Source organism: Ruegeria sp. C9 (assembly GCF_056537585.1).
In genome coordinates this window covers 554,768-574,217 of record NZ_JBQFRU010000001.1, presented here as the reverse complement: position 1 = coordinate 574,217, position 19,450 = coordinate 554,768, and the positions used below count along the sequence as shown (strand labels likewise).

The 19,450-nt window shown below is 55.1% G+C and carries 16 protein-coding genes; 7 read left to right on the top strand and 9 right to left on the bottom strand.

What is annotated here, in order from left to right; all coding sequences use genetic code 11:
* Nucleotide 1: 1 nt before the first annotated feature.
* The 4 genes from ACR0NE_RS02635 to ACR0NE_RS02620 form a co-directional block, all read right to left on the bottom strand.
* Nucleotides 2-1,540: an L-aspartate oxidase gene (locus ACR0NE_RS02635; RefSeq protein WP_170596270.1), complete on the bottom strand. Its 1,539-nt coding sequence runs from the start codon at nucleotides 1,538-1,540 to the stop codon at nucleotides 2-4.
* Nucleotides 1,537-2,508, bottom strand: a complete 972-nt coding sequence (gene nadA / locus ACR0NE_RS02630) for a quinolinate synthase NadA (RefSeq protein ID WP_170596272.1) — start codon at nucleotides 2,506-2,508, stop codon at nucleotides 1,537-1,539. The genes ACR0NE_RS02635 and nadA overlap by 4 nt, the downstream gene beginning before the upstream one ends.
* Nucleotides 2,509-2,585: 77 nt before the next feature.
* The gene (locus ACR0NE_RS02625; protein WP_170561666.1) at nucleotides 2,586-3,467 is read right to left on the bottom strand and encodes an NUDIX hydrolase; all 882 of its coding nucleotides are present in this window, start codon (nucleotides 3,465-3,467) and stop codon (nucleotides 2,586-2,588) included.
* An 864-nt stretch (nucleotides 3,468-4,331) separates the two neighbouring features.
* Nucleotides 4,332-6,395: an alkyl sulfatase dimerization domain-containing protein gene (locus tag ACR0NE_RS02620; RefSeq protein ID WP_170596274.1), complete on the bottom strand. Its 2,064-nt coding sequence runs from the start codon at nucleotides 6,393-6,395 to the stop codon at nucleotides 4,332-4,334.
* Nucleotides 6,396-6,688: 293 nt separating this feature from the next.
* Between ACR0NE_RS02620 and ACR0NE_RS02615 the strand changes: the two genes are divergently transcribed.
* On the top strand, nucleotides 6,689-8,386 hold the full coding sequence (locus ACR0NE_RS02615) for a tetratricopeptide repeat protein (protein ID WP_170596277.1): 1,698 nt from the start codon (nucleotides 6,689-6,691) through the stop codon (nucleotides 8,384-8,386).
* Nucleotides 8,387-8,951: 565 nt separating this feature from the next.
* Here the strand turns inward: ACR0NE_RS02615 and ACR0NE_RS02610 are convergent.
* Nucleotides 8,952-9,305, bottom strand: a complete 354-nt coding sequence (locus tag ACR0NE_RS02610; protein WP_170509429.1) for a hypothetical protein — start codon at nucleotides 9,303-9,305, stop codon at nucleotides 8,952-8,954.
* 341 nt (nucleotides 9,306-9,646) lie between these two features.
* Nucleotides 9,647-10,864 (bottom strand): 3-sulfinopropanoyl-CoA desulfinase, encoded by a 1,218-nt coding sequence (acdA, locus tag ACR0NE_RS02605; RefSeq protein WP_170561667.1) that lies wholly within the window; start codon nucleotides 10,862-10,864, stop codon nucleotides 9,647-9,649.
* A 95-nt stretch (nucleotides 10,865-10,959) separates the two neighbouring features.
* On the opposite strand from acdA, the gene ACR0NE_RS02600 reads away from it, so the two are divergent.
* Nucleotides 10,960-11,844, top strand: coding sequence for a LysR family transcriptional regulator (locus ACR0NE_RS02600; protein WP_170596278.1), 885 nt, complete (start codon nucleotides 10,960-10,962; stop codon nucleotides 11,842-11,844).
* A gap of 287 nt (nucleotides 11,845-12,131) precedes the next feature.
* On the opposite strand, the gene ACR0NE_RS02595 is transcribed toward ACR0NE_RS02600, so the two are convergent.
* Nucleotides 12,132-13,043 (bottom strand): LysR family transcriptional regulator, encoded by a 912-nt coding sequence (locus ACR0NE_RS02595; RefSeq protein ID WP_170596280.1) that lies wholly within the window; start codon nucleotides 13,041-13,043, stop codon nucleotides 12,132-12,134.
* A 107-nt stretch (nucleotides 13,044-13,150) separates the two neighbouring features.
* Here ACR0NE_RS02595 and ACR0NE_RS02590 point away from each other — a divergent pair, with 107 nt between their 5' ends.
* The 5 genes from ACR0NE_RS02590 (at nucleotide 13,151) to ACR0NE_RS02570 (ending at nucleotide 17,713) form a co-directional block, all read left to right on the top strand.
* A complete protein-coding gene (locus ACR0NE_RS02590; RefSeq protein WP_170596282.1) occupies nucleotides 13,151-13,927 on the top strand; it encodes a CmcJ/NvfI family oxidoreductase in 777 nt (258 codons plus the stop codon).
* 13 nt (nucleotides 13,928-13,940) lie between these two features.
* Nucleotides 13,941-14,906, top strand: a complete 966-nt coding sequence (locus tag ACR0NE_RS02585; protein ID WP_170596284.1) for an LLM class oxidoreductase — start codon at nucleotides 13,941-13,943, stop codon at nucleotides 14,904-14,906.
* 12 nt (nucleotides 14,907-14,918) lie between these two features.
* Entirely contained in the window at nucleotides 14,919-15,707 is a 789-nt protein-coding gene (locus ACR0NE_RS02580; protein WP_170596286.1) for an SDR family NAD(P)-dependent oxidoreductase, read from the top strand.
* 91 nt (nucleotides 15,708-15,798) lie between these two features.
* Nucleotides 15,799-16,644: an enoyl-CoA hydratase/isomerase family protein gene (locus tag ACR0NE_RS02575; RefSeq protein ID WP_170596288.1), complete on the top strand. Its 846-nt coding sequence runs from the start codon at nucleotides 15,799-15,801 to the stop codon at nucleotides 16,642-16,644.
* 82 nt (nucleotides 16,645-16,726) lie between these two features.
* The gene (locus tag ACR0NE_RS02570; protein WP_170596291.1) at nucleotides 16,727-17,713 is read left to right on the top strand and encodes a zinc-dependent alcohol dehydrogenase family protein; all 987 of its coding nucleotides are present in this window, start codon (nucleotides 16,727-16,729) and stop codon (nucleotides 17,711-17,713) included.
* Between the two features lie 182 nt (nucleotides 17,714-17,895).
* Here ACR0NE_RS02570 and ACR0NE_RS02565 read toward each other — a convergent pair whose 3' ends face one another.
* Nucleotides 17,896-18,693, bottom strand: a complete 798-nt coding sequence (locus ACR0NE_RS02565) for an ABC transporter permease (protein ID WP_170407528.1) — start codon at nucleotides 18,691-18,693, stop codon at nucleotides 17,896-17,898.
* The gene (locus ACR0NE_RS02560; RefSeq protein ID WP_170423024.1) at nucleotides 18,690-19,442 is read right to left on the bottom strand and encodes an ABC transporter permease; all 753 of its coding nucleotides are present in this window, start codon (nucleotides 19,440-19,442) and stop codon (nucleotides 18,690-18,692) included. Before ACR0NE_RS02560 ends, ACR0NE_RS02565 begins: the two co-directional genes overlap by 4 nt.
* Nucleotides 19,443-19,450: the final 8 nt, after the last annotated feature.

The following is a 19,450-nucleotide window of genomic DNA, read 5'->3' as shown; positions in this document are numbered from 1 at the left end:
CTCAAGCAGTCCTCAAAAAGGGTTCCTGACTGGTCAAACTCGCATGAGCAAGTACTTCGGTCAGAGTCATCAAAAGAGATTGCGCGTTCGCCTCAGGATTAGGGAAGTCACTTCGGTAATGTCCGCCCCGCGATTCTCGGCGCAGATCGGCAAAGACCGCGATCGAAAGCGCGACTAGTGCCGGGTCAGAAGCGCAGGCAGCGGTTTCGACCAACGGCAACAACTTTGAAATGGCAAAACGTAGGCCCGTCTGGTCACGGATCACACCCAGATATTTTGAAACCAAAGGCCGGACAAAGCTTGGATCAGAATTAGGCAGCACGTCCACCGCAGGAGCAAGTGAGAGATTTCGCAATTCACTCGTGGCAACATCATTTGCGGCACGGCGTCCCATCACCACCGCCTCCAGCAGTGAATTGCTAGCAAGGCGATTGGCACCATGCAGGCCAGTCGCCGCGCATTCACCTATGGCCCAAAGGCCTGACAAAGTGCTTCTTCCATACTCATCAACGGCGATACCGCCCATGTGGTAATGCGCAGCCGGAAGTATCGGTATGGGATCGAGCGCCGGATCAATTCCGCTTGCTGCGCAAAATGCATGGATGCCAGGGAACCGCTGGACAAATTCGGCACCAAGCGCGGCACGAGCATCAAGAAACACTCGCCCACCTTCCAATATGACCTGATGCACGGCACGAGCCACCACGTCGCGCGGGGCCAGTTCAGCCCCCGGAATATGCGACATGAAGCGCTTGCCGGTTTGGTCGATCAGAATTGCGCCTTCGCCCCGGACGGCTTCACTGACCAATGCCAGTGGTGTCTGCTTGGCATCCAGCGCTGTGGGATGAAACTGGACAAATTCCATATCGCGCAAGGCTGCCCCGGCACGGGCGGCCATCATGACACCCTGGCCGAGATTACCTGAAGGGTTGGTGCTGACACCAAACAGACCGCCGCAACCGCCTGTCGCCATAACGACCTGAGATGTGCGCAATACCTCTGCTTGGGCATCTTTTTGCAGATGAACGCCTGTGACGTGTCCGTCTAGCGTTAACACCCGTCGGGCTTCGACTCCGGTCAAGCAAGTGATCGACTGGCATTGCAACACGGCACTCGCAAGGGCCGATGTGATTTCGGCTCCGGTGCGGTCGCCGCCTGCATGCAGTATGCGGCGGCGGGAATGCGCGGCCTCGCGCCCCAAGGCATATGTGCCGTCGGCGGTTCTATCGAAACGAACGCCATGTTTCTCTAAACCAGTGATCGCCTTTTGCGCTTCGCAGAGAATGGCCGACGCCAGGGTTTCGTCGCACAGCCCGTCGCCCGCCCGCAAAGTATCGGCCAAGTGTTGCGCAGGATCACCATCCGTGCCTAGTTCGGCGGCAACCCCTCCTTGAGCCCAAGCGCTGGAACATTCCTGGCCCAGCCCTGCAAGGGTGATTAGTACTACGGGTTGTGGAGCCAGTTCCAGCGCAGCCGTCAGCCCGGCGATGCCGCCACCGATGATGGCAGTTCGACCATGAAGCCCTTCGAGCCCGATCATTTCACTGCCAGCATCCGTTCTACCGCGCGGCGCGCATCTTCGGCGATGGCCGGATCGACGGTGACTTCGTGATGACCCAGTTCCAATGCCTTGCGAATGTTGCGCAGACTAATGCGCTTCATATGTGGACACAGGTTACAGGGGCGCACGAATTCCACCTCAGGATGGTTCAGCGCCACGTTGTCGCTCATCGAGCATTCGGTCAGCAGGCAAACCCGCGTCGGTTTTTTATCGCCGACGAAATCCGACATGACTGCGGTAGAGCCAGAAAAATCTGCTTCGGCAACCACTTCGGGCGGGCATTCAGGATGGGCCAGGACCGTAACACCCGGCCACGCTTCGCGCATTTCACGTATATCGGCTGGAGTAAACAGTTCGTGCACCTCGCAATGTCCATGCCATGCGATCAATTCGACATCGGTCTCTTTGGCGACGTTCTTGGCGAGATACTCGTCCGGGATCATCAACACGCGCGACACCCCGAGGGATTCCACCACCTTTACTGCGTTGCCCGACGTGCAGCAGATATCCGATGCCGCCTTCACCGCTGCCGAAGTGTTTACATATGTGATCACCGGAACGCCGGGATGGGCTTCGCGCAAAAGCGCAATATCCTCGGGTGTGATGGAATCCGCCAGTGAACACCCCGCCCCCAAATCTGGGATCAGCACTGTCTTATCCGGATTCAGCAGCTTGGCAGTTTCCGCCATAAAATGCACACCAGCCAACACAATTACATCGGCATCAACCTCGACAGCTTCGCGCGCAAGCGCAAGGCTGTCGCCCACGATATCGGCAACTCCATGGAAGATCTCCGGCGTTTGATAATTGTGGGCGAGGATGACCGCATTCCTCTCACGCTTGAGATCAAGGATGGCTTCCAGATCATCTTCAAACAGCATCCATTCGGGTTGCGGGATGATCTGCTTTACCCGGTCGTAGAGGTCTGGAAGGCGAAAATCTTTCATTGGCTTCTCCATTTATACTCGAATCGAGTATATTGAGGTCATGCTTATTCTCGAATCGAGATTATGTCAAGCGAGGTTCAGGACCGGGAGAGAGGTAATCTGACGCCCGACAGCATGCGAGCCTCTAGAATGGCCGGCCTATATCGGAACAGGCGCGCCGGGCGACCACCGGTGCCGCTGGACATTTCACCGGTATCTTCAATCAATTCCTGCTGATCAATCTGGCGGCGAAAATTGGGTTTGTGCAGGTGTAGACCAGACAGCGCTTCGACTGTGCGCTGTAACTGCAGTAAGGTGAAGCTTTCGGGCATGAGCTCGAACACCACCGGAGAGTATTTTATCTTGGCCCGCAAGCGAGATATGCCGGTGGCGAGAATGCGACGGTTGTCCGCTTCCATGTGACGACCGAATTCAGGAGTGTCAACAAGCCCTGCTTCGTACATCAGCTCATAACGTTGCAAAACCAGTTCTTCGTTCCAAGTCTTCCCATTCAAACCAAACAGATAGTCCACACGCTGCAGTTTTAGCGGATCACTTCCTGCCCAAGCTGAGATACGTTTGATAATTTGCGGTAGCTCTTCTGGGCTGCGATCACGATGATCCTCCCACGGGAAGTACTGATACCAGCTACGCCATGCCGGACGTCCAGCACCGGTAGTATCCTGCTCCCGCACCAGACCGAGATAGCTGATCGAGATACGCTGAGAGTTGTCGGCATAACCCGAGCGTGGATCCCGATCCTTGTCTGCAAAGGTATAAAGCTGTTCAAGATATCCCACCGGATGGCCGGTCTGCGCCTCAATCCAGGCCCGCAAGCCGCTTTGCAAGCTGCGGTGTGAAGATTCGAACGGTCCCGAAGGTAGCGCGTTACCGCCACGCAAGGTCATGACACGCGGCTGATCATCAGTCACGGCGATTAGGATTGCGATCAGTTCGGCAGGGGCTAGTCCACTTGGCAAGGAATTTCCTGTTTGTAGAATGTCGCGAAGCGTTGGTTAGAATGTGCGTTCTAACCCAAATTTAGTACCTTGGCTTGAAGAAAAATACAGTGTGACGGGTGCTTCTTCAGAGAACAAGCATTTCTGGCCCAGTTAATCGTCCCACTGTTCTAACATCAGGTTACTACTTTCGGTCCAATGAACCTGAAATACAGTTTCGTCTCACGACTTGAGAAGTGTCGCAAGATATGGGTTCGGGCTGACCAAACAGCCAGTTGAGGTGTTCGTTTCGCTAAAGTAGTTCTCGAACCGGTCTTACATATGATCTTCTAGAGGCTGCCGTTTCCGCAAAGACATTATTGATTACACTAAATACTTCGATTTGCGACACACAGTGTCTTATCGAAATTTGGAAGCGATCATCGCATGTCGCAGCTGAAGTCTGACCACGTCACATTCGACAATTGGGTTGTGAAGCTTCCTCCAATTCGAAGATACCCATCCGACCCGCGGCGCTAAGCGGCCAGTTCTTTGAATCGTTGTACGCAACGAGGTCCAGGAGTGAATTGAAATCTACGGATCGGGACCTCTAGGTATTTTGATATCTTGGCTGATGTTCACAAATTGCAAGTTTCAGAACATCCCAGTTTGAATTTTGCGTCATGCGCTTTGGCTTTCTTAGGCTGAAGATTCTGATCCCGCATTGACACCACGGATGAAAGAGTCCGCGCACGGCGGTAGCAATCCAGCAGTCGTTCGGGCGGGGCATTCTGCTGCTCCGATACCAGCACTACTGGTCGAAAGCTTCTCCCGGTCCAATAGTCAGAAAGAGAGAGGCCCAGGGCAGCAAAACCCTGAGCCAGCTTTCAATCGGACGGTCCCGTCTCAGCCGCCACTCGAGTTTGCTAACCCGGGCTGGGCAAAATCATTGGCGGGTGGTGTCAAATCCTGCGCGCCGGTGCCGGGCATCAACTCGAAACCCAAATCGAATTGATCCAGGGTCGAAGCCAGTTGCGCTACGATCTCGGCGTTGCCCTCAGACTGCGCGGTGCCATCAGCGAGCATCTCGTTCAATCTGCGCTCACCGGTCATGACCTTTTCCAGGTCCGTGCGGCTCAGACTGATCGAAAGATCGGCGTCTTCCGCCACCTGATCGACGATATGAGTCAGAGTGGCATTGCTCATCTCGACAACGATGTTCTCGTCCCGATCGGGGATCGACAGGTTGATGGTGAACTCCATATCGGCGGCTTTGGCGCTATTGACACGAATGGCCAGAAAGTCGAGCCACATCGTGGTCTGCATGGCCTTGATCGTATCGGGACCGGTGGTCTCGATAGTAGCGCCCTGAGGAATACCGTTGCGCAGTTCGAACGCCGCGCCAAGGAACGAGTTGCGGACCGAAGGGCTTTCCTTCTGATACCCGATCTGCTCAAACGCGTCGGCCAACAGGTCCTTGGCGGCCTGGTTCTGTGGTTCGGCGTAGACCAGTTTGTTCAGAATCTCGGTCGCTTCAAGGTATTTGCCGGTGTCGACCAATTCCTGCCCTTTCGACAGGATCGGTTCGGCGCCGCCCATCATCTCGACAAACAGCGGCGCGCTGTCTTCTGGCGACAGAGGTGTGAGCGTGGTGGGGTTGGCATCCCAGTAGCCCAGATAACGGTTTATCACCGCCCGGCTGTTATGCTCGACCGAGCCATGATAGCTGCGTGCGGCCCATTGCTGCTGCAGGCTTTCCGGCACGTCATAGACGTTGTGAATCTGATTGATGGTCACGCCCTTGTTGGCCAGATTCAACACCCCGTTGTTAAGATTGGCGTAAGTGTCACGCTGCGCACGCATCACTTCTTGAATGCGCTCATTTCCGTAACGGGGCCAAGAGTGAGAGGCGAACATCAACTCGGCATCCTGCCCAAACTTGTACAGCGCGTCATTGACATGCTTGGACCAGCTCAGCGCATCGCGCACCAGTGCGCCACGCAAGGTATAGATGTTGTGAATTGTGCCAGTGATGTTTTCCGCCGCCCAGAATGCCTTGAGGTCGGGGAAATAAGTATTCATCTCAGCAGGTGCTTCAGTACCCGGTGTATTCTGGAAGATCATACGCACGCCGTCTACGATGATCTCTTCATACGCGTCCGAGACATAGCGGGTCGGTTCGATCAGGCCCGTGGTGCCAGCCGAGATGTTCTTGCCGATGGACTGATCCACATGGCCGAACGGGCTGCGCGGCAGCAATACACCGTATTGGAAAAACAGACGGCGGTTCATCACGTTGCCCGCATAGACGTTTTCGGAAACCGCATGTTCCATGAAACCTTCGGGCGCGATCACCTCCACGCCGTTGGCCACGTCCTCATCGGTGATCACTCCGCGCACACCGCCATAATGGTCGGCGTGGGAATGCGAATAGACAACCGCCTTGACCGGAAGTTCGCCCACGGTGTCGTTCAGCAGCTTCAGGGCGGCGGCGGCGGTTTCTTTCGACGCCAGCGGGTCAAAGATGATCCAGCCGGTATCGCCACGAATAAAAGTGATGTTGGACAGATCGAAGCCGCGCACCTGATAGATGCTGTCGTCGAGAATCTCGTACAGGCCGAAATTCATGTTCAGGATCGCCTGACGCTGCAACGACGGGTGGATCGAGTCGAACTCTTTGCCCTCGAGCAGATAGTCATAGCTGCCGATGTCCCAGGCGACGGTGCCATCCTCGGTTTTGATCTGGCGGTATTCTGGAACCGCAATTAGCCCCTTGCGGCTTTCTTCAAAGTCACGTTCGTCATCGAACGGCAGGTTATTGCGTAGAGTTTGCTGGAATTCGATCGTGTAATCCGAGGGCAGCTTGCCCTTTGGGTCAAAGTGCTGAGGACCATCTTCCTGCGCGACGGCAAGACCTGAGGTCAGCGTCAAAAGGGTGAAGGTCAAGAGTAAGGTGGTTCGGCGTGGCATATATAATCGGTTCCTATCATGAACGCTTCAAAAGAGATCGCAGCGCAGGAGGTCTGACGGGACGAACCACGAGGTTGAAATTCGTCCCGCCGGTGCATTGACCTCCAGAAGTGCCGAGATGCGCGATCTTTTGGAAGCCGGGTGCCTGCCTGTACGACCAGCAGTGCGGCCCTCTTATCCGCAGAATTTTTCCCGAGAAGTGCAAACATGTTGCCACCTGTCGAAAAACACATGTATCAACGAGGCCAACATAATGGTTTTCCTTGGTTTTCCCGAGGCAGAGGGATATTGAAGTGGATACTACCGAGCGCGAAATTCGGGTACAGATGCAACGTATCCTGGATCATCCGGATTTCACCGCCAGCCCCAAACGCCGCGCATTTCTGAACTATATCATCGAGGAATATCTGGCTGGTCGTTCAGATCAGATCAAAGGCGTGTCGATTGCCATGTCCGTCTTTGACCGCGACGAAAGCTTCGACCAGCAGGTCGATCCGATTGTCCGACTTGAGGCGCGGCGACTAAGGCAGGACATTGACACCTACTATGCCGGACCCGGTCGGGGCGATCCGATACGTCTCACCATACCCAAAGGAGGATACGCGCCGCGGTTCGAAAAATCTTCACTGCCCAGCCTTGATCAGGCACCTGCTGACGCCCGACCCAATGCCGGGCTCAGAGGGCGACGACGCGCTGGGATTGGACTGGCTGTCGCCTTTGGCCTGGCATTGTTTGGGCTGATCTGGGGATTGGCCCGTTCAGGGACGCCCGAGGAACAGGCAAATCACAGCTTGCCCAAAGGACCCGTCGTGGCTGTACTGCCCTTTGAAACTCCGGGAGAGGGCCCCGAGTACCTCGCCGATGGTCTTACCCGGCAGTTGACGACCGAGTTGATCCGGTTCCGGGACATCTGGGTCTTGCCCCTTGGCAGCACACTGCATTCTGGTGAAACCGAGATTGATACGGCGAGCTTGCGTACAGAATTCAACGCTGATTTCGCGCTGGAAGGCAGTGTGATGGACAGGGGCGACACCTTGCGCCTGTCCGCACGCCTCATTGATCTGAAAGACCGAAGATATATCTGGTCGCAAAGCTATGAGGTCAGCGATACCTCCAAGGAGATCTATGCGGTACAGGACAGCATTATCCGAGATGTAATGGGTAAACTGGCCGGGAAATACGGGCTACTGACGCTTGGCGCGATGCGAGATGCCGATAGAATTCCACCCAACAATCGCGATGCTTATGACTGTGTGCTTGGTTATTACAGCTATCAGGTAACCATCAATCTGGATCGCCATGCCGAAATCAAATCCTGCATCCTGAACGCGCTTGAGAAGGCTCCGGATTATGCCGAGGCCTGGGCGGTGCTGTCGAACCTGTATCTGCAACAGATACGTTTTGGGCTGGGCGGAAATCGCGAACAGATTCTGGCCGCAGCCGATGCCGCAGCACGCCGGGCGGTCGAGATCGACCCAAATCTGGCGGCGGGACATCTGATGATGGCCAATATGCGGTTCGTGCTCGGTGATTTTGCCGGGTTCCGCGAGGCCGGGCAACGGGCGATTGACCTGAATCCGAATGACACCGACATTCTGGCCCATTACAGGATGCGTCTGGCGTTCAGTGGCGAATGGGACAAAGGACTTGCTATTGTAGACCGGGCAATCGCTCTGAACCCTGTGCATCCTCAGTGGTATCTGTTTCCGCGGGTTTTTTACGAGTTCGACCAGGGCGACTATGAAGCGGCGCTGGCACAATTGGAACAAATCGATATGCCAGGTTTCTTCTGGACCCATCTATGGCAGGCCGCGCTACACAGCAAACTGGGAAATGGGGAACAGGCCCAGGCGGCCCTACGCAGTTTGTTGGTTCTACGCCCAGATTTTTCATCTGTTGCATCGGATATACTTGCCATTTGGCAACTTGACGCCACTTTTAACGAGAAACTGTTGGCCAGCCTTCAGAAGGCTGGTTTGTCAGATTCTTGACCGGCTTATCCAGTTTCCGCACACCTATTCATCGGTGGGCTTCACTGTTATCTGGAATCGCATCACCCTTGTACGCAGCAATAAGCAAACCACGTCAGATGGCTGACTTTAAATCATCAGATCGTCGTTCGATTTTCTAGCTTTCACGCAAGCGGGCCAACGGTCGCTGCCGGTCCATGTCTGGAATGGTTTGTCAGAGTTGGCGCATTTTGGGGACGGCCTTTTACGTAGTTTCGGCATTGCAAAGCACTTTGCTCATCGGTGCTCAACATGCGGAAGTTGATTACCTGTAGCCTGAAAGAAGCGCGCTTCTGGGTGGGATATGTCAATTCGATGCGCCAAAATGCAAGGCAATCGAGACGCGTCTTCGGAAGATCTGCGCGACACAGTTCACCCACCCAATCAGGCCGGTTTCTTTATCTGTTACAACTGAAACGTTTATTCGGCATCAGAGCACTCCTTCTCTGGTCAGAGTTTGCCCCAAATTACGAACTCTGTTCGGACCCTTTTCTGAGTCACGGCCAAGGCCCCTTTCGATAAACCACTGAGTAATCTGCAGCCATTACTAGCCCACCACTCCGTGACCACGCACCTGCATGCAGTTCACAAGCACATGACGCCGCGCCATTTCGTCATTGTACTGGCCGCGCACAGATCCGACTATGCCACCTGCGATCGCACCTCCGATGACATCTTCCTTCTCGCCAACAACCCAACCAGTGACCGCGCCATCAATAGCGCCGAACGTAGCATCCATTTTACGCTGCCCGGGATTGAAACTCGCGGCCATCAATCGGCATTCAGCCTCATCTGTGTAGAAGGTCGCATTCCTGGTTCCGTCAACCATCAGTGGCTTCTGCATCGGGTACTGAGTGCATGCGGTAAGACCGATGAGAGCAACAAAAATGAACTTTTTCATCGCAGCTTTCCTTTCGGGAATCGAAGTAATTGCTTGGCGTACACGCTAAACTTGCCTGCCTAGGCAAATCTCATTTAGGAAGTTTACGATTGTCGAAAAATAGCCCCGCCATTTTACGCAGCGTAAAATTGCATTTGTTTCGCTGGCTCGGACGCAAACTTCTCTGGCGCATGAATGCAGCGCCTTTCTTGCGCAGCTAAGTTGGCTAAATAGGCAACTAGATTAACGCGAAAAAACCGTCGGCCGAGCATGCCGAAGGCGTGACGGCACGCAGCCGCGTAGGGCTGCGGCACAAGAAAGTCGGCGGCCCGAAAGTCCTTTTTCAATTTTTATAGGGTCTTCTATTCAGCCGCGTAACGCTCCATGTCGGCAAGGCGCGTGTATCCGTCCCGCGTCTGTGGTGTTTTAATGCCTAGAATATTTCCGGCGATTTGGGTCCGGAGAATCTGTGCGGTCCCGCCGCCGATAGTGAACATGCGCACATCGCGATACATCCGCTCCAGAGGTTCACGATCGCTGTAGCCGCGCGCGCCGAACATCTGCAGCGCATCGCTGACCACCTTAATAGCCATCTCGGACGCAAAAAGCTTGGCGCGGGCGGCCATGGTCATATCGGGATACTGACTGCCGTTTGGGCCACGCGATCGTGCCGCTTCTTGGAGCAGCAGCCTGGCTGCATGAACTTGCGTGTCCATATCGGCCAGCATCCATTGAAGCCCCTGGAATTCTGCAAGCGGGCGCCCGAACTGTTCACGTTGAACGAGGTAGCGTTTTGCATGTTCAAGTGCCCCTGCCGCAACACCCATAGCAACTGCTCCCGCACCGACGCGTTGCGAATTGTAAGCGTTCATCAGGTCGGCAAAGCCACGCTTCAATCCTGAAGGCGGTTTGACCAGCCATTTCTCGTTGATCTCGACATTTTCGAACCGCAATTCTGCTTCGGGCATACCGCAAAGGCCCATCGTGTATTCGCGACCCACCACGGTGAACCCCTTGGGCGTATCTCCTGACATCGGGTCGGCAAACAGAATGAAACCGCCAATCCCCTGATCGACGCCTGCCTCATCGAGCACGCGGGCAAAGATCAGGTACAGCTTCGAGACCCCTCCACCAGTGATCCAATGCTTGGACCCGTTGAGGATGTATGTGCGACCCTGTTTCCGCGCGGTAGTCTGCATATCGGTCGCGGCACTTCCCGAGTCAGGTTCGGTTATGCAGATCGCAGGCTTATCTCCTGCCAGGACATGCTGAGCACAGAAAGCCTTCTGCTCGTCATTGCCGTACCCCATGACCGCACTGATGCCGCCCATGTTGCCCTCGACAACGATGCGGGCGGTCAGGGTGCAGGTTTTTGCGATCTCTTCCACCACCATGGTGACATCCAGAAAACTCGCGCCCTGCCCACCATATTTCTTTGCAATGGTCATACCCATGATGCCAGCATCGGCCAATTCGCCAACATTCTGCCAGCAATACCTGCGCGATCTGTCCCAATCTGCGGCACGTTTCTCAAATTCTGGGGCCAGTTCTTTCGCAACGTTCACAAGCGGATGCGGCATGCGTGTCCCTCGTCTCTGTTTCTTAACAGAATACGCTTGCAGTAATACAACACAATCGAATAAAATTGGATATCTAATCCAATATACCTTAACTTATGCAGACACGTTCTCTCAGAACCCTCATACGGGTCTCGAATGTCGGCTCCTTTGCGAAAGCGGCCGAGCAGCAAAACATGACATTGTCTGCACTTTCAATGCAGATGAAGGCGCTTGAGGCGGAGCTTGGCGTCGACCTCTTTGACCGCACCGTACGACCACCGCGACTTACGCCAATCGGCCGGAGCGTCGTCGAGGCAACGATCCCGCTCCTGCAGCACGAAGACAGCCTTCTCAAAATCTGTCGCCCGACGGACACGCTTGTCGGGCATTTCCGAATAGGATTTGTCACAACTGCTGCCGTTCGCTTGCTGCCGAACTTCCTGAACAACGCAAAACGTCAAACACCGCAAGCGACCTTCTCATTCGAAACCGGCCTGTCCAAGGTTCTACAAGAAAAGGTTGTAAGCGGTCAGCTTGATGCCGCCCTTCTTACCGATGCAGAAGGTGTTCCCGACACGCTTGCGGAAAAGGTGCTTCGAGAGGAACCCTTTGCCTTTGCAGCCCATAAGAAATTGCTGAAAGACGGCCTCGCGGGTTTATTGAATGCGCAGCCCTTCTTTCACTTTATGCCCGACACCGGGATCGGAAAACTCATTGCTGGAGAGATGCTTAAGCACAAAAGACCAAAGGGTTCCGAAACCATTGTCCTTGATAACCTTGAAGCGATTATGGAATGTGTTTCGGCAGGGTTGGGTTTTACGCTTCTGCCTGTCCCCGATGTTTTGCGGTATCGGTCTGACGACGTCAAAAGTATTTGTCTTCCACAATCGTCGGCTCGGAAACTTGTTCTTGCGACCGTGCGCAAGGGCGCTCTGGCTGGAAGTGAGGCGATGCTTGCCGCGCTATTCTCGACAGGCGAGGCCGTCGCTGCGGGCGAATAAGAAACACCTTTCCTGCACTCGCGGCTTCGGCTGGATCGACTAAGGTCTTGAAACCCTCTTTTGGATTCACACAAGAACGACCGGAACCGGCCTTGGATAAACCGTTTAGATGCTGCGATGCAGCCTGTCGAACTAGCCACTCGCTACGGGAGCGATGGCCGCGTTCACGGGAACACATAAATCGCGGAACAGATCAGGCTATTGCAATTGTAAAAGGCGTGTCCGCCTCGTGCATTTCTCCAAACTGGCGCCGTGATGTCTTAAAGCGCGCTTGACCAATATTGGGGTCATGTTTCCCAAGGTGGATTTGAGCCAATCTCTGCGATCAGAAAATCCATGAATACCCGAACTTTGGGGGATAATACGTTGGACTTGGGATAGATAAGCCATAGAACATTGTCTTCCGTAGCCTCAAAGTCTGGCAGAATTTGCAACAACCGGCCCGATTTCAGGTGATCATACACGCTCCACAGTGCGTTCAGGGATATTCCGGCGCCGGCCAGAGTGGCGCAGACCTGGCTTTGGCCGTCGTCTATGATCAATTGACCCTTAGCCACCGCTGGGTCAAATGCGGCTTTCTCACCTGCCTGACCCGTTAGCGTGCGCAGTTGGCGATTTTGGAAAGCGATCAGGTGGTGGCTTTTCAGATCGGCAGGTGTTTTGGGTGTGCCGTATGTGTCAAGATAGTGCGGCGCGGCGCACAGTATGCGTCGGTCATCAGCCAATTTTCGGCCTTTCAGGCTTGTGTCGACAAGCGGCGCATTTCTTAGTGCAAGGTCGTAACTCCCCTCGATAAGATCGAACTGCACATCCGACAGGCGCAAATCGAGCGTCAGATCGGGGTGCTGTTGAAGAAATTTCGGCAGGATTGGAGCAATGTAGAGCTGAGCAAAGGTGCTGGGTGCAGCGAAGCGCAATGTACCGCGGATGGTCGCTGTTTGTTTGCCCAACGCCGTAAGTGCCGCCTCTTCCTGCGCAATAATCTCTCGGGCGAAGGGCAGGAAATCGGCACCTTCAACAGACAGCGACACCTTGCGCGTTGTGCGATGTAACAGTTCGGATCCCAGGCTTTGCTCCAACTTGGCAAGCTTTGCGCTCGAGACAGCTGGAGCCATGCCCAAAGCGCGCCCCGCCGCACTGATGTTCAGCCTTTCTGCCGCCGCTACAAACAATCTCAGCGCGTCTGTATCAAGCCCCATTATATCGCAAACCCGAATTATCAATCCATGAATGGGCAGTTTATACGCAAATAGATTAGCGTTAAATCCCCTTCATGGATGCAACTCGGCATGGGAAGGAGGCGCAGATGACGCGGACAGCCACAGTCAACTACCACGTTCACAAGCCCTGGCGGCAAGCCTTTGAACTAGATGCAGGCGGGATTGCTGGTAATTTGATTTCGCCCGAACTGGCCAGCACGGCTGTTGCATTGACAGATGCCCGCACCACGAGCAACACAGTTACATTTGCGTCTGATGCTGTTGAGTTCGCGCTGCTGGAAACGCAGGTACAAGATTTTACCGGCGAGGTCTGGAAACCGACATACGATGCGGAACTAACGGCAATGCTCTCGAACAAGTTAGGTGCGCGCGAGGTTGTGGTTTTTGATCACACGGTTCGGATAGATGACCCAGGAGCGACGCGCAAACCCGCGCGCAACGTCCACAGTGACTATAGCAAGGACGGAGCCGAACAGCGGCTTGTCGATCTTTTGGGTGCCGAGGCCGCAGCGGAGTGGGCGCGCGGTCACTATGCTTTTGTTAATGTGTGGCGCCCTGTGGATCATCCTATCAACTCAGCACCCCTGGGCTTTGTTCGCCCGTCATCAGTTGAACCGTCTGATTGGATTTTATTGGACCTGATCTATCCCGACCGCAATGGGCAAATAATGGGGCTGGTAGGAAACCCCAGGCATGAATGGATTTATCAATCGAAGATGACGCCAGATGAGGTCGCGATCTTCAACATCTATGACAATCAAGGTGCTCCGTCGATCGCGCATAGTGCGCTTGATATGGTCGAAGATTCAAACGTCAACACCGTTCGCAAAAGCATCGAGAGCCGCACCTTGGTGCGCTATTAAAGGAGAGCCGGACATGTTGGATAAAATGCAGCCTGCTGATTTTGCCCAAATCAACGTGGCCTATAACCGGGTATTTCGACCGGGACGGCTGAGCGTTGGCCTTGTGTTGCCGCTCGAAGCATATGCAGTCGGTGCAGAGCCGACGCTTCGGGCTCATCTGGAAGCGGCTCGGAAAGCGGAGAACCTCGGGTTTGCATCACTTTGGCTGCGCGACGTGCCATTCAACGTTCCAAGCTTTGGTGATGCAGGACAGATTTTCGATCCATTTGTCTATCTGGGTGCGCTTGCTGCGGTGACGGACCGAATTGCCCTTGGAACGGCGAGCGTGATCTTGCCATTGCGTCACCCCGCTCATGTAGCCAAGGCGGCGGCGAGCGCGGACGTGCTCTCGGGCGGACGGTTGCTCTTGGGTGTAGCCTCCGGGGACCGGCCTGAGGAGTATCCGGCTATGAACCAGAGCTATGATGACCGCGGGGCACGTTTCCGCGACAGCTTTGACTACATCCGCGCCGTTGGATTGGACTATCCCGAGCGTGAAAGTGCACAGGGTACGCTGTCTGGCGGGATTGACCTGCTGCCAAAGCCGCATGGGACCCGCCTGCCGATGATTATTACGGGTGGTAGCCAGCAATCCCCCGATTGGGTGGCGCAGAACGGCGATGGTTGGATGACCTATCCGCGCAATGCGACTGCCCAAAGGCAGGTTATAGCGCACTATCGGAGGCGCGGGAATGAAGCCGGCCAGCCAGACAAGCCTGTCATGCAATCCCTGTATATCGATGTCGTTGCCGATCACGCCGCACCACCGCGCCCGATCCATCTTGGGTTTCAGTCTGGCACCGATTTCCTGCGTAGCTATTTACGTGAAATAGAAACGCTTGGGGTCAATCACGTTGCACTGAACCTACGGTTCAATCAAGCGCCCATCGATACAACGCTCGAACACCTGGCGGATACCGTACTGCCCGACTTTTCCTAAAGGATCAGATCAATGACCAAGACTATACTCATTACAGGTTCAACCGACGGCATTGGTTTGCTCACGGCAAAGAAGCTGGCCGCCGATGGACACAAAGTACTTCTGCATGGACGCAGTACCTCCAAATTGGACAGCGCGGCCTCCGAAGTCGGCGGCGATGTCGAAGCTTATACCGCTGATCTGAGCGATCTGTCCGCAGTGCGAGAACTGGCTGAAAGCGTAAAGGCCAAACATGACAAACTGGACGTGTTGATCAACAATGCAGGTGTGCTGAAAGCTCCGCAAACCGTGCTTGCGAATGGGCAGGACATCCGCTTTGTCGTCAACACACTCGCACCCTATTTGCTCACAGAATTGCTGATGCCCATCATTCCCGCCGACGGGCGCGTCGTGAACCTGTCATCGGCAGCGCAGGCCCCGGTGAATATAAATGCACTGGAGGGCAGTGTACCGCTGGCTGATATGGAGGCTTATGCGCAAAGCAAGCTGGCGATCACCATCTGGACCCGGGAATGGGCCAAATCTCTGTCCGATGCACCCGTCATGGTCGCGGTAAATCCGGGATCGCTGTTGGCCTCAAAGATGGTGAAAGAAGGATTCGGCCTAGCCGGGAACGATATGAACATCGGCGCTGATATCCTGATTGACGCAGCATTGGGTGATCGGTTCGCTGATGCGTCAGGTGCCTATTTTGACAATGACAGCGGTGCCTTCGCGAATCCACATGCCGCAGCACTGGACAAAGCACATGTTGCCGACGTCATGAACTCGATCAGAGGTTTGATTAACCAGACCAACTGACCCGCGCTGCGCTAAATCCAGACGCGCTTCCAACTTTAACCTCCCTTACCCCTCGCGCGTGCCGCGTCGAGGCCCAAGAAAGGACTGTCTGATGAAATATGAGAGCTTTCAAACCTTTGACGTTGCTGTTGAAAACGGCATCGCAACAGTCACATTCAACTTTGGCACCGTAAACGTGCAAGGCCAGGAAATGCTGGCCGACCTCAACAGTCTGGCCATGCGGCTAGAGCGAGACCGCGAAACCAAGGTCGTGATCTTTCAATCCGCCAACCCGGAAATCTGGGTCTGCCACTACGATACCGAGCTGCTCAAGGATATGTCGACTGAGGCCGTATCCCGCGAGGACGCACAGCTTTTGGACCTTCAATCGGTCTGCGAGCGGATCAGCAAGGTGCCACAAGCCACCATCGCAAAGCTGGAAGGGTTCGCACGTGGTGGCGGACACGAGTTGGCGTTGGCGCTCGACATGCGATTTGCGGCGCGGGGTAAGTACAAGTTCATGCAGATGGAAGTTGGAATGGGCATCCTGCCTTGCGGCGGCGGTGCTTCGCGCATGGCACGTCAAACCGGCCTTGGAAAAGCGCTTGAGATCATCCTGAGCGCACAAGACTACGATGCGGATGATGCAGAACGTCTGGGCACCATAAACAAGGCTTTGGAGCCAGATGAGATTGGCCCGTATGTGACAGCGCTCGCCGAGCGGATCGCAAAATTCCCGGCAGAGTCGATCAATGCCTGCAAGCAGATGGTCTATGAATCCATTGACAAACCAATTGATGAAGCGCTGAAGGCCGAAGCCTATTGGCTGTATCAGGCCACAAGCAAAACCCCGGCGGTCAAACGGTTCACCATCGCGGATGAACAGGGTCTGGAACACGACATCGAAAACCAGCGCAAGTGGGGCGATCTGGTTATGCAGGTTCAGGATATCAACTGATCCGTCCTCCAACACAATGATCACGTCAGGCGTGCGCTGTTCAAAGCCGCGCCTGACACTTCGCTAAAAAAGGAATATCCCAATGAAAGCAATGGTTCTGAACGCCTACGGACCCGATGCACCGTTCGAGCTTGTAGAAATGCCTGACCCGGTCGCAACGTCTGGGCATGTAGTCGTCAAAGTGGCCGCGGCCAGCGTCAATACCGTCGATACAATGATCCGAAGCATGGGCGCGGATCTACCTCTGTCCCCCAATTTGCCCGCGGTCCTTGGCATGGATTTTGCTGGCACAATCACAGCCGTTGGCGAAGGTGTTATAGGTTTTTCCATAGGCGATGAGGTGTATGGCTGCGCCGGTGGTTTGATGGACCTCCCTGGTTCGCTAGCCGAGTACATCAATGCGGATGCCCGCCTGATTGCACACAAACCCAAGACGCTGAGCATGCGAGAGGCCGCGGCGCTGCCTCTCGTAGGCATCACCGCCTACGAAGGATTGACCCGCGCCGGTGTCGGCGAAGGGCAGACCGTTCTGGTTCAAGGCGGTGCCGGTGGCGTTGGTCATGTTGCCGTTCAAGTTGCGCGCCACTTTGGCGCAACCGTTTCGGCAACAGGTCGCGGAGCAGATCAGTTAGCCCTGATCGAGGGTCTCGGTGCGCGCCCGTTGGATTTCACAACCCAAAAGGTCGAGGACTACGTGGCCGAACACACTGATGGCGTGGGCTTCGATGTGGTGTTTGATAGCGTGGCTGGGCCTAACATGACGAACTCGTTCAAAGCGGCCAAGCTCAATGGCCAAGTCGCCTCAACCGTCGCGATGGTCGAGATTGATCTGACACCTGTGCATTTCAAAGGTCTGTCTCTGCACGTCGTCTTCATGCTGATCCCGATGATGCATGATGTCGGGCGTCAATCCCATGGTGACATCCTGAAAACTCTGGCGGAAATGGCGGACGCGGGCCAACTCAAACCAATTGTTGACGAACAGAGGTTTGGGTGGACCAATGTCGATGCAGCCTATGAGCACCTGACAAACGGAGCGGCGGTCGGGAAAGTTGTTGTAGAGCTGTGAACGGAACCGGCCGGGATTGGTGCGCAGAGATATAATTGTGCACCATTCCAGTAGGGCCTGATATTGATATCGACCATCAGTACTCAGCCAAGCTGAATGCAAGTTGCAGCTCAGATTGCTATGAACTCAAAGCACTGGTCGGAGCTGACGCAGCACATGGATCCCCTCCGCTGCTGGCGATACTAACTGGTACCGCCATTGCGGTTTCCAGTCCCAAGAACCTTTACTTCCAGCCAGTGGAAACCAAATGCGATCACGCCCGCGACGAGAATATAGAATACGGCCAACAGGATGAGCGGCTCGTAAATAATGAAAGTGTCGGAGCGCACACGTGAAGACACGGCGTAAATGTCGACGACAGTGATCGTCGCAACCAATGGAGTTGCTTTGAGTTGCAATATGGTTTCACCGCCCAATGTCGGCAGGACGTTGCGGATAGCCTGCGGCAACCAGATACGGCGAAACATGGTGAAACGTGGCATGCCAAATGCCTTGGCTGCCTCAAGCTGACCCTTGGCGACCCCTTTGAAGGCACCGCGCATCACCTCTCCTTCGTAGCCGGCATAGGACAACGTCAGCGCCAGTACTGCATAAGGCCAGGCCTGCCGCAAATAGGGCCACAACTCGGAAGAGCGTATCCAAGGGAACTGCGGAAACAAAGACCCAAGCCCATAATACAATAACCAGAGTTGCAGCAGCAGCGGTGTGCCGCGGATGATAGTGCAAAATGCCTTGGCCGGGGCGGCAAGATACCAAGGCCCAACCGCCTGTGCCAATCCAAGTGGAACGGCGAGTAGGAAACCCAAAACTACGGTGACCACCAACAGCCAGATTGTCGTCCAAATGCCCTGAAGGGCGAGCGGCGCATATTTCGGGATCCAGTCCCACTGAAGAGAGACGGCGCACCAGACAACGATTCCAGCGAATATCAGCATCATCACAATGCGATGTGGTTGCATCAACGATCTGAAATCAATCATCTGCCCCCTCCTTTAAGGGAGGGTTGGCCGCGACGCGCCCATTTCTCAATCCGAGCGAAGATGCCGCCCGAACACAGCGTTACCATGAGATAAAGAAATCCCGCTGCCAGAAAGAAAGTAAAATAGGCGCGTGTGCTGCTTGCAGCCTGGCGGGTTTCCAGTGTCAGTTCATTAAATCCCACAACAGCGAGCAACGCGGTATCTTTGGTTGCAATCAGCCACAGGTTGGCAAGACCTGGCACGGCGAAGCTCATCATGGCCGGGATTGTCACGCGGCGCATGGTCATAAAGGCGGGCATACCGTAGGATTTGGCGGCTTCGATCTGACCGGGCGGAACCGCCTGAATTGCGCCGCGCAAAATCTCGGTCGCGTAAGCACCCTGGACAACACCCAGCACCCATATGCCTGCGCCAACACCACTGACCTCAACCCGACCCCCGCCCATTGCGGCGGAGATTTTGTTTATGATGTCAGATCCCACGTAATACAGGATCAGTATCAGGACCAGCTCGGGCACAGCCCGGATCACCGTCGTGTAGATGGCGAGAAGATCGCGCGTGACCTTCCCGCCATAGAGTTTGCCATAAGCTCCGAACAATCCGATCACGAGACCGAGGGCATAAGCGCCGAAAGCGATCTGCAATGAGTGGGACAATCCGCGCAGCAGATTGGCCCCCCATCCCGGCGGCGAGAGCGACAAAAGCTCTGCGCTCTGCGCCAATCCAAGTGAATCCAACAGTCCGTTCACAGCAGCGG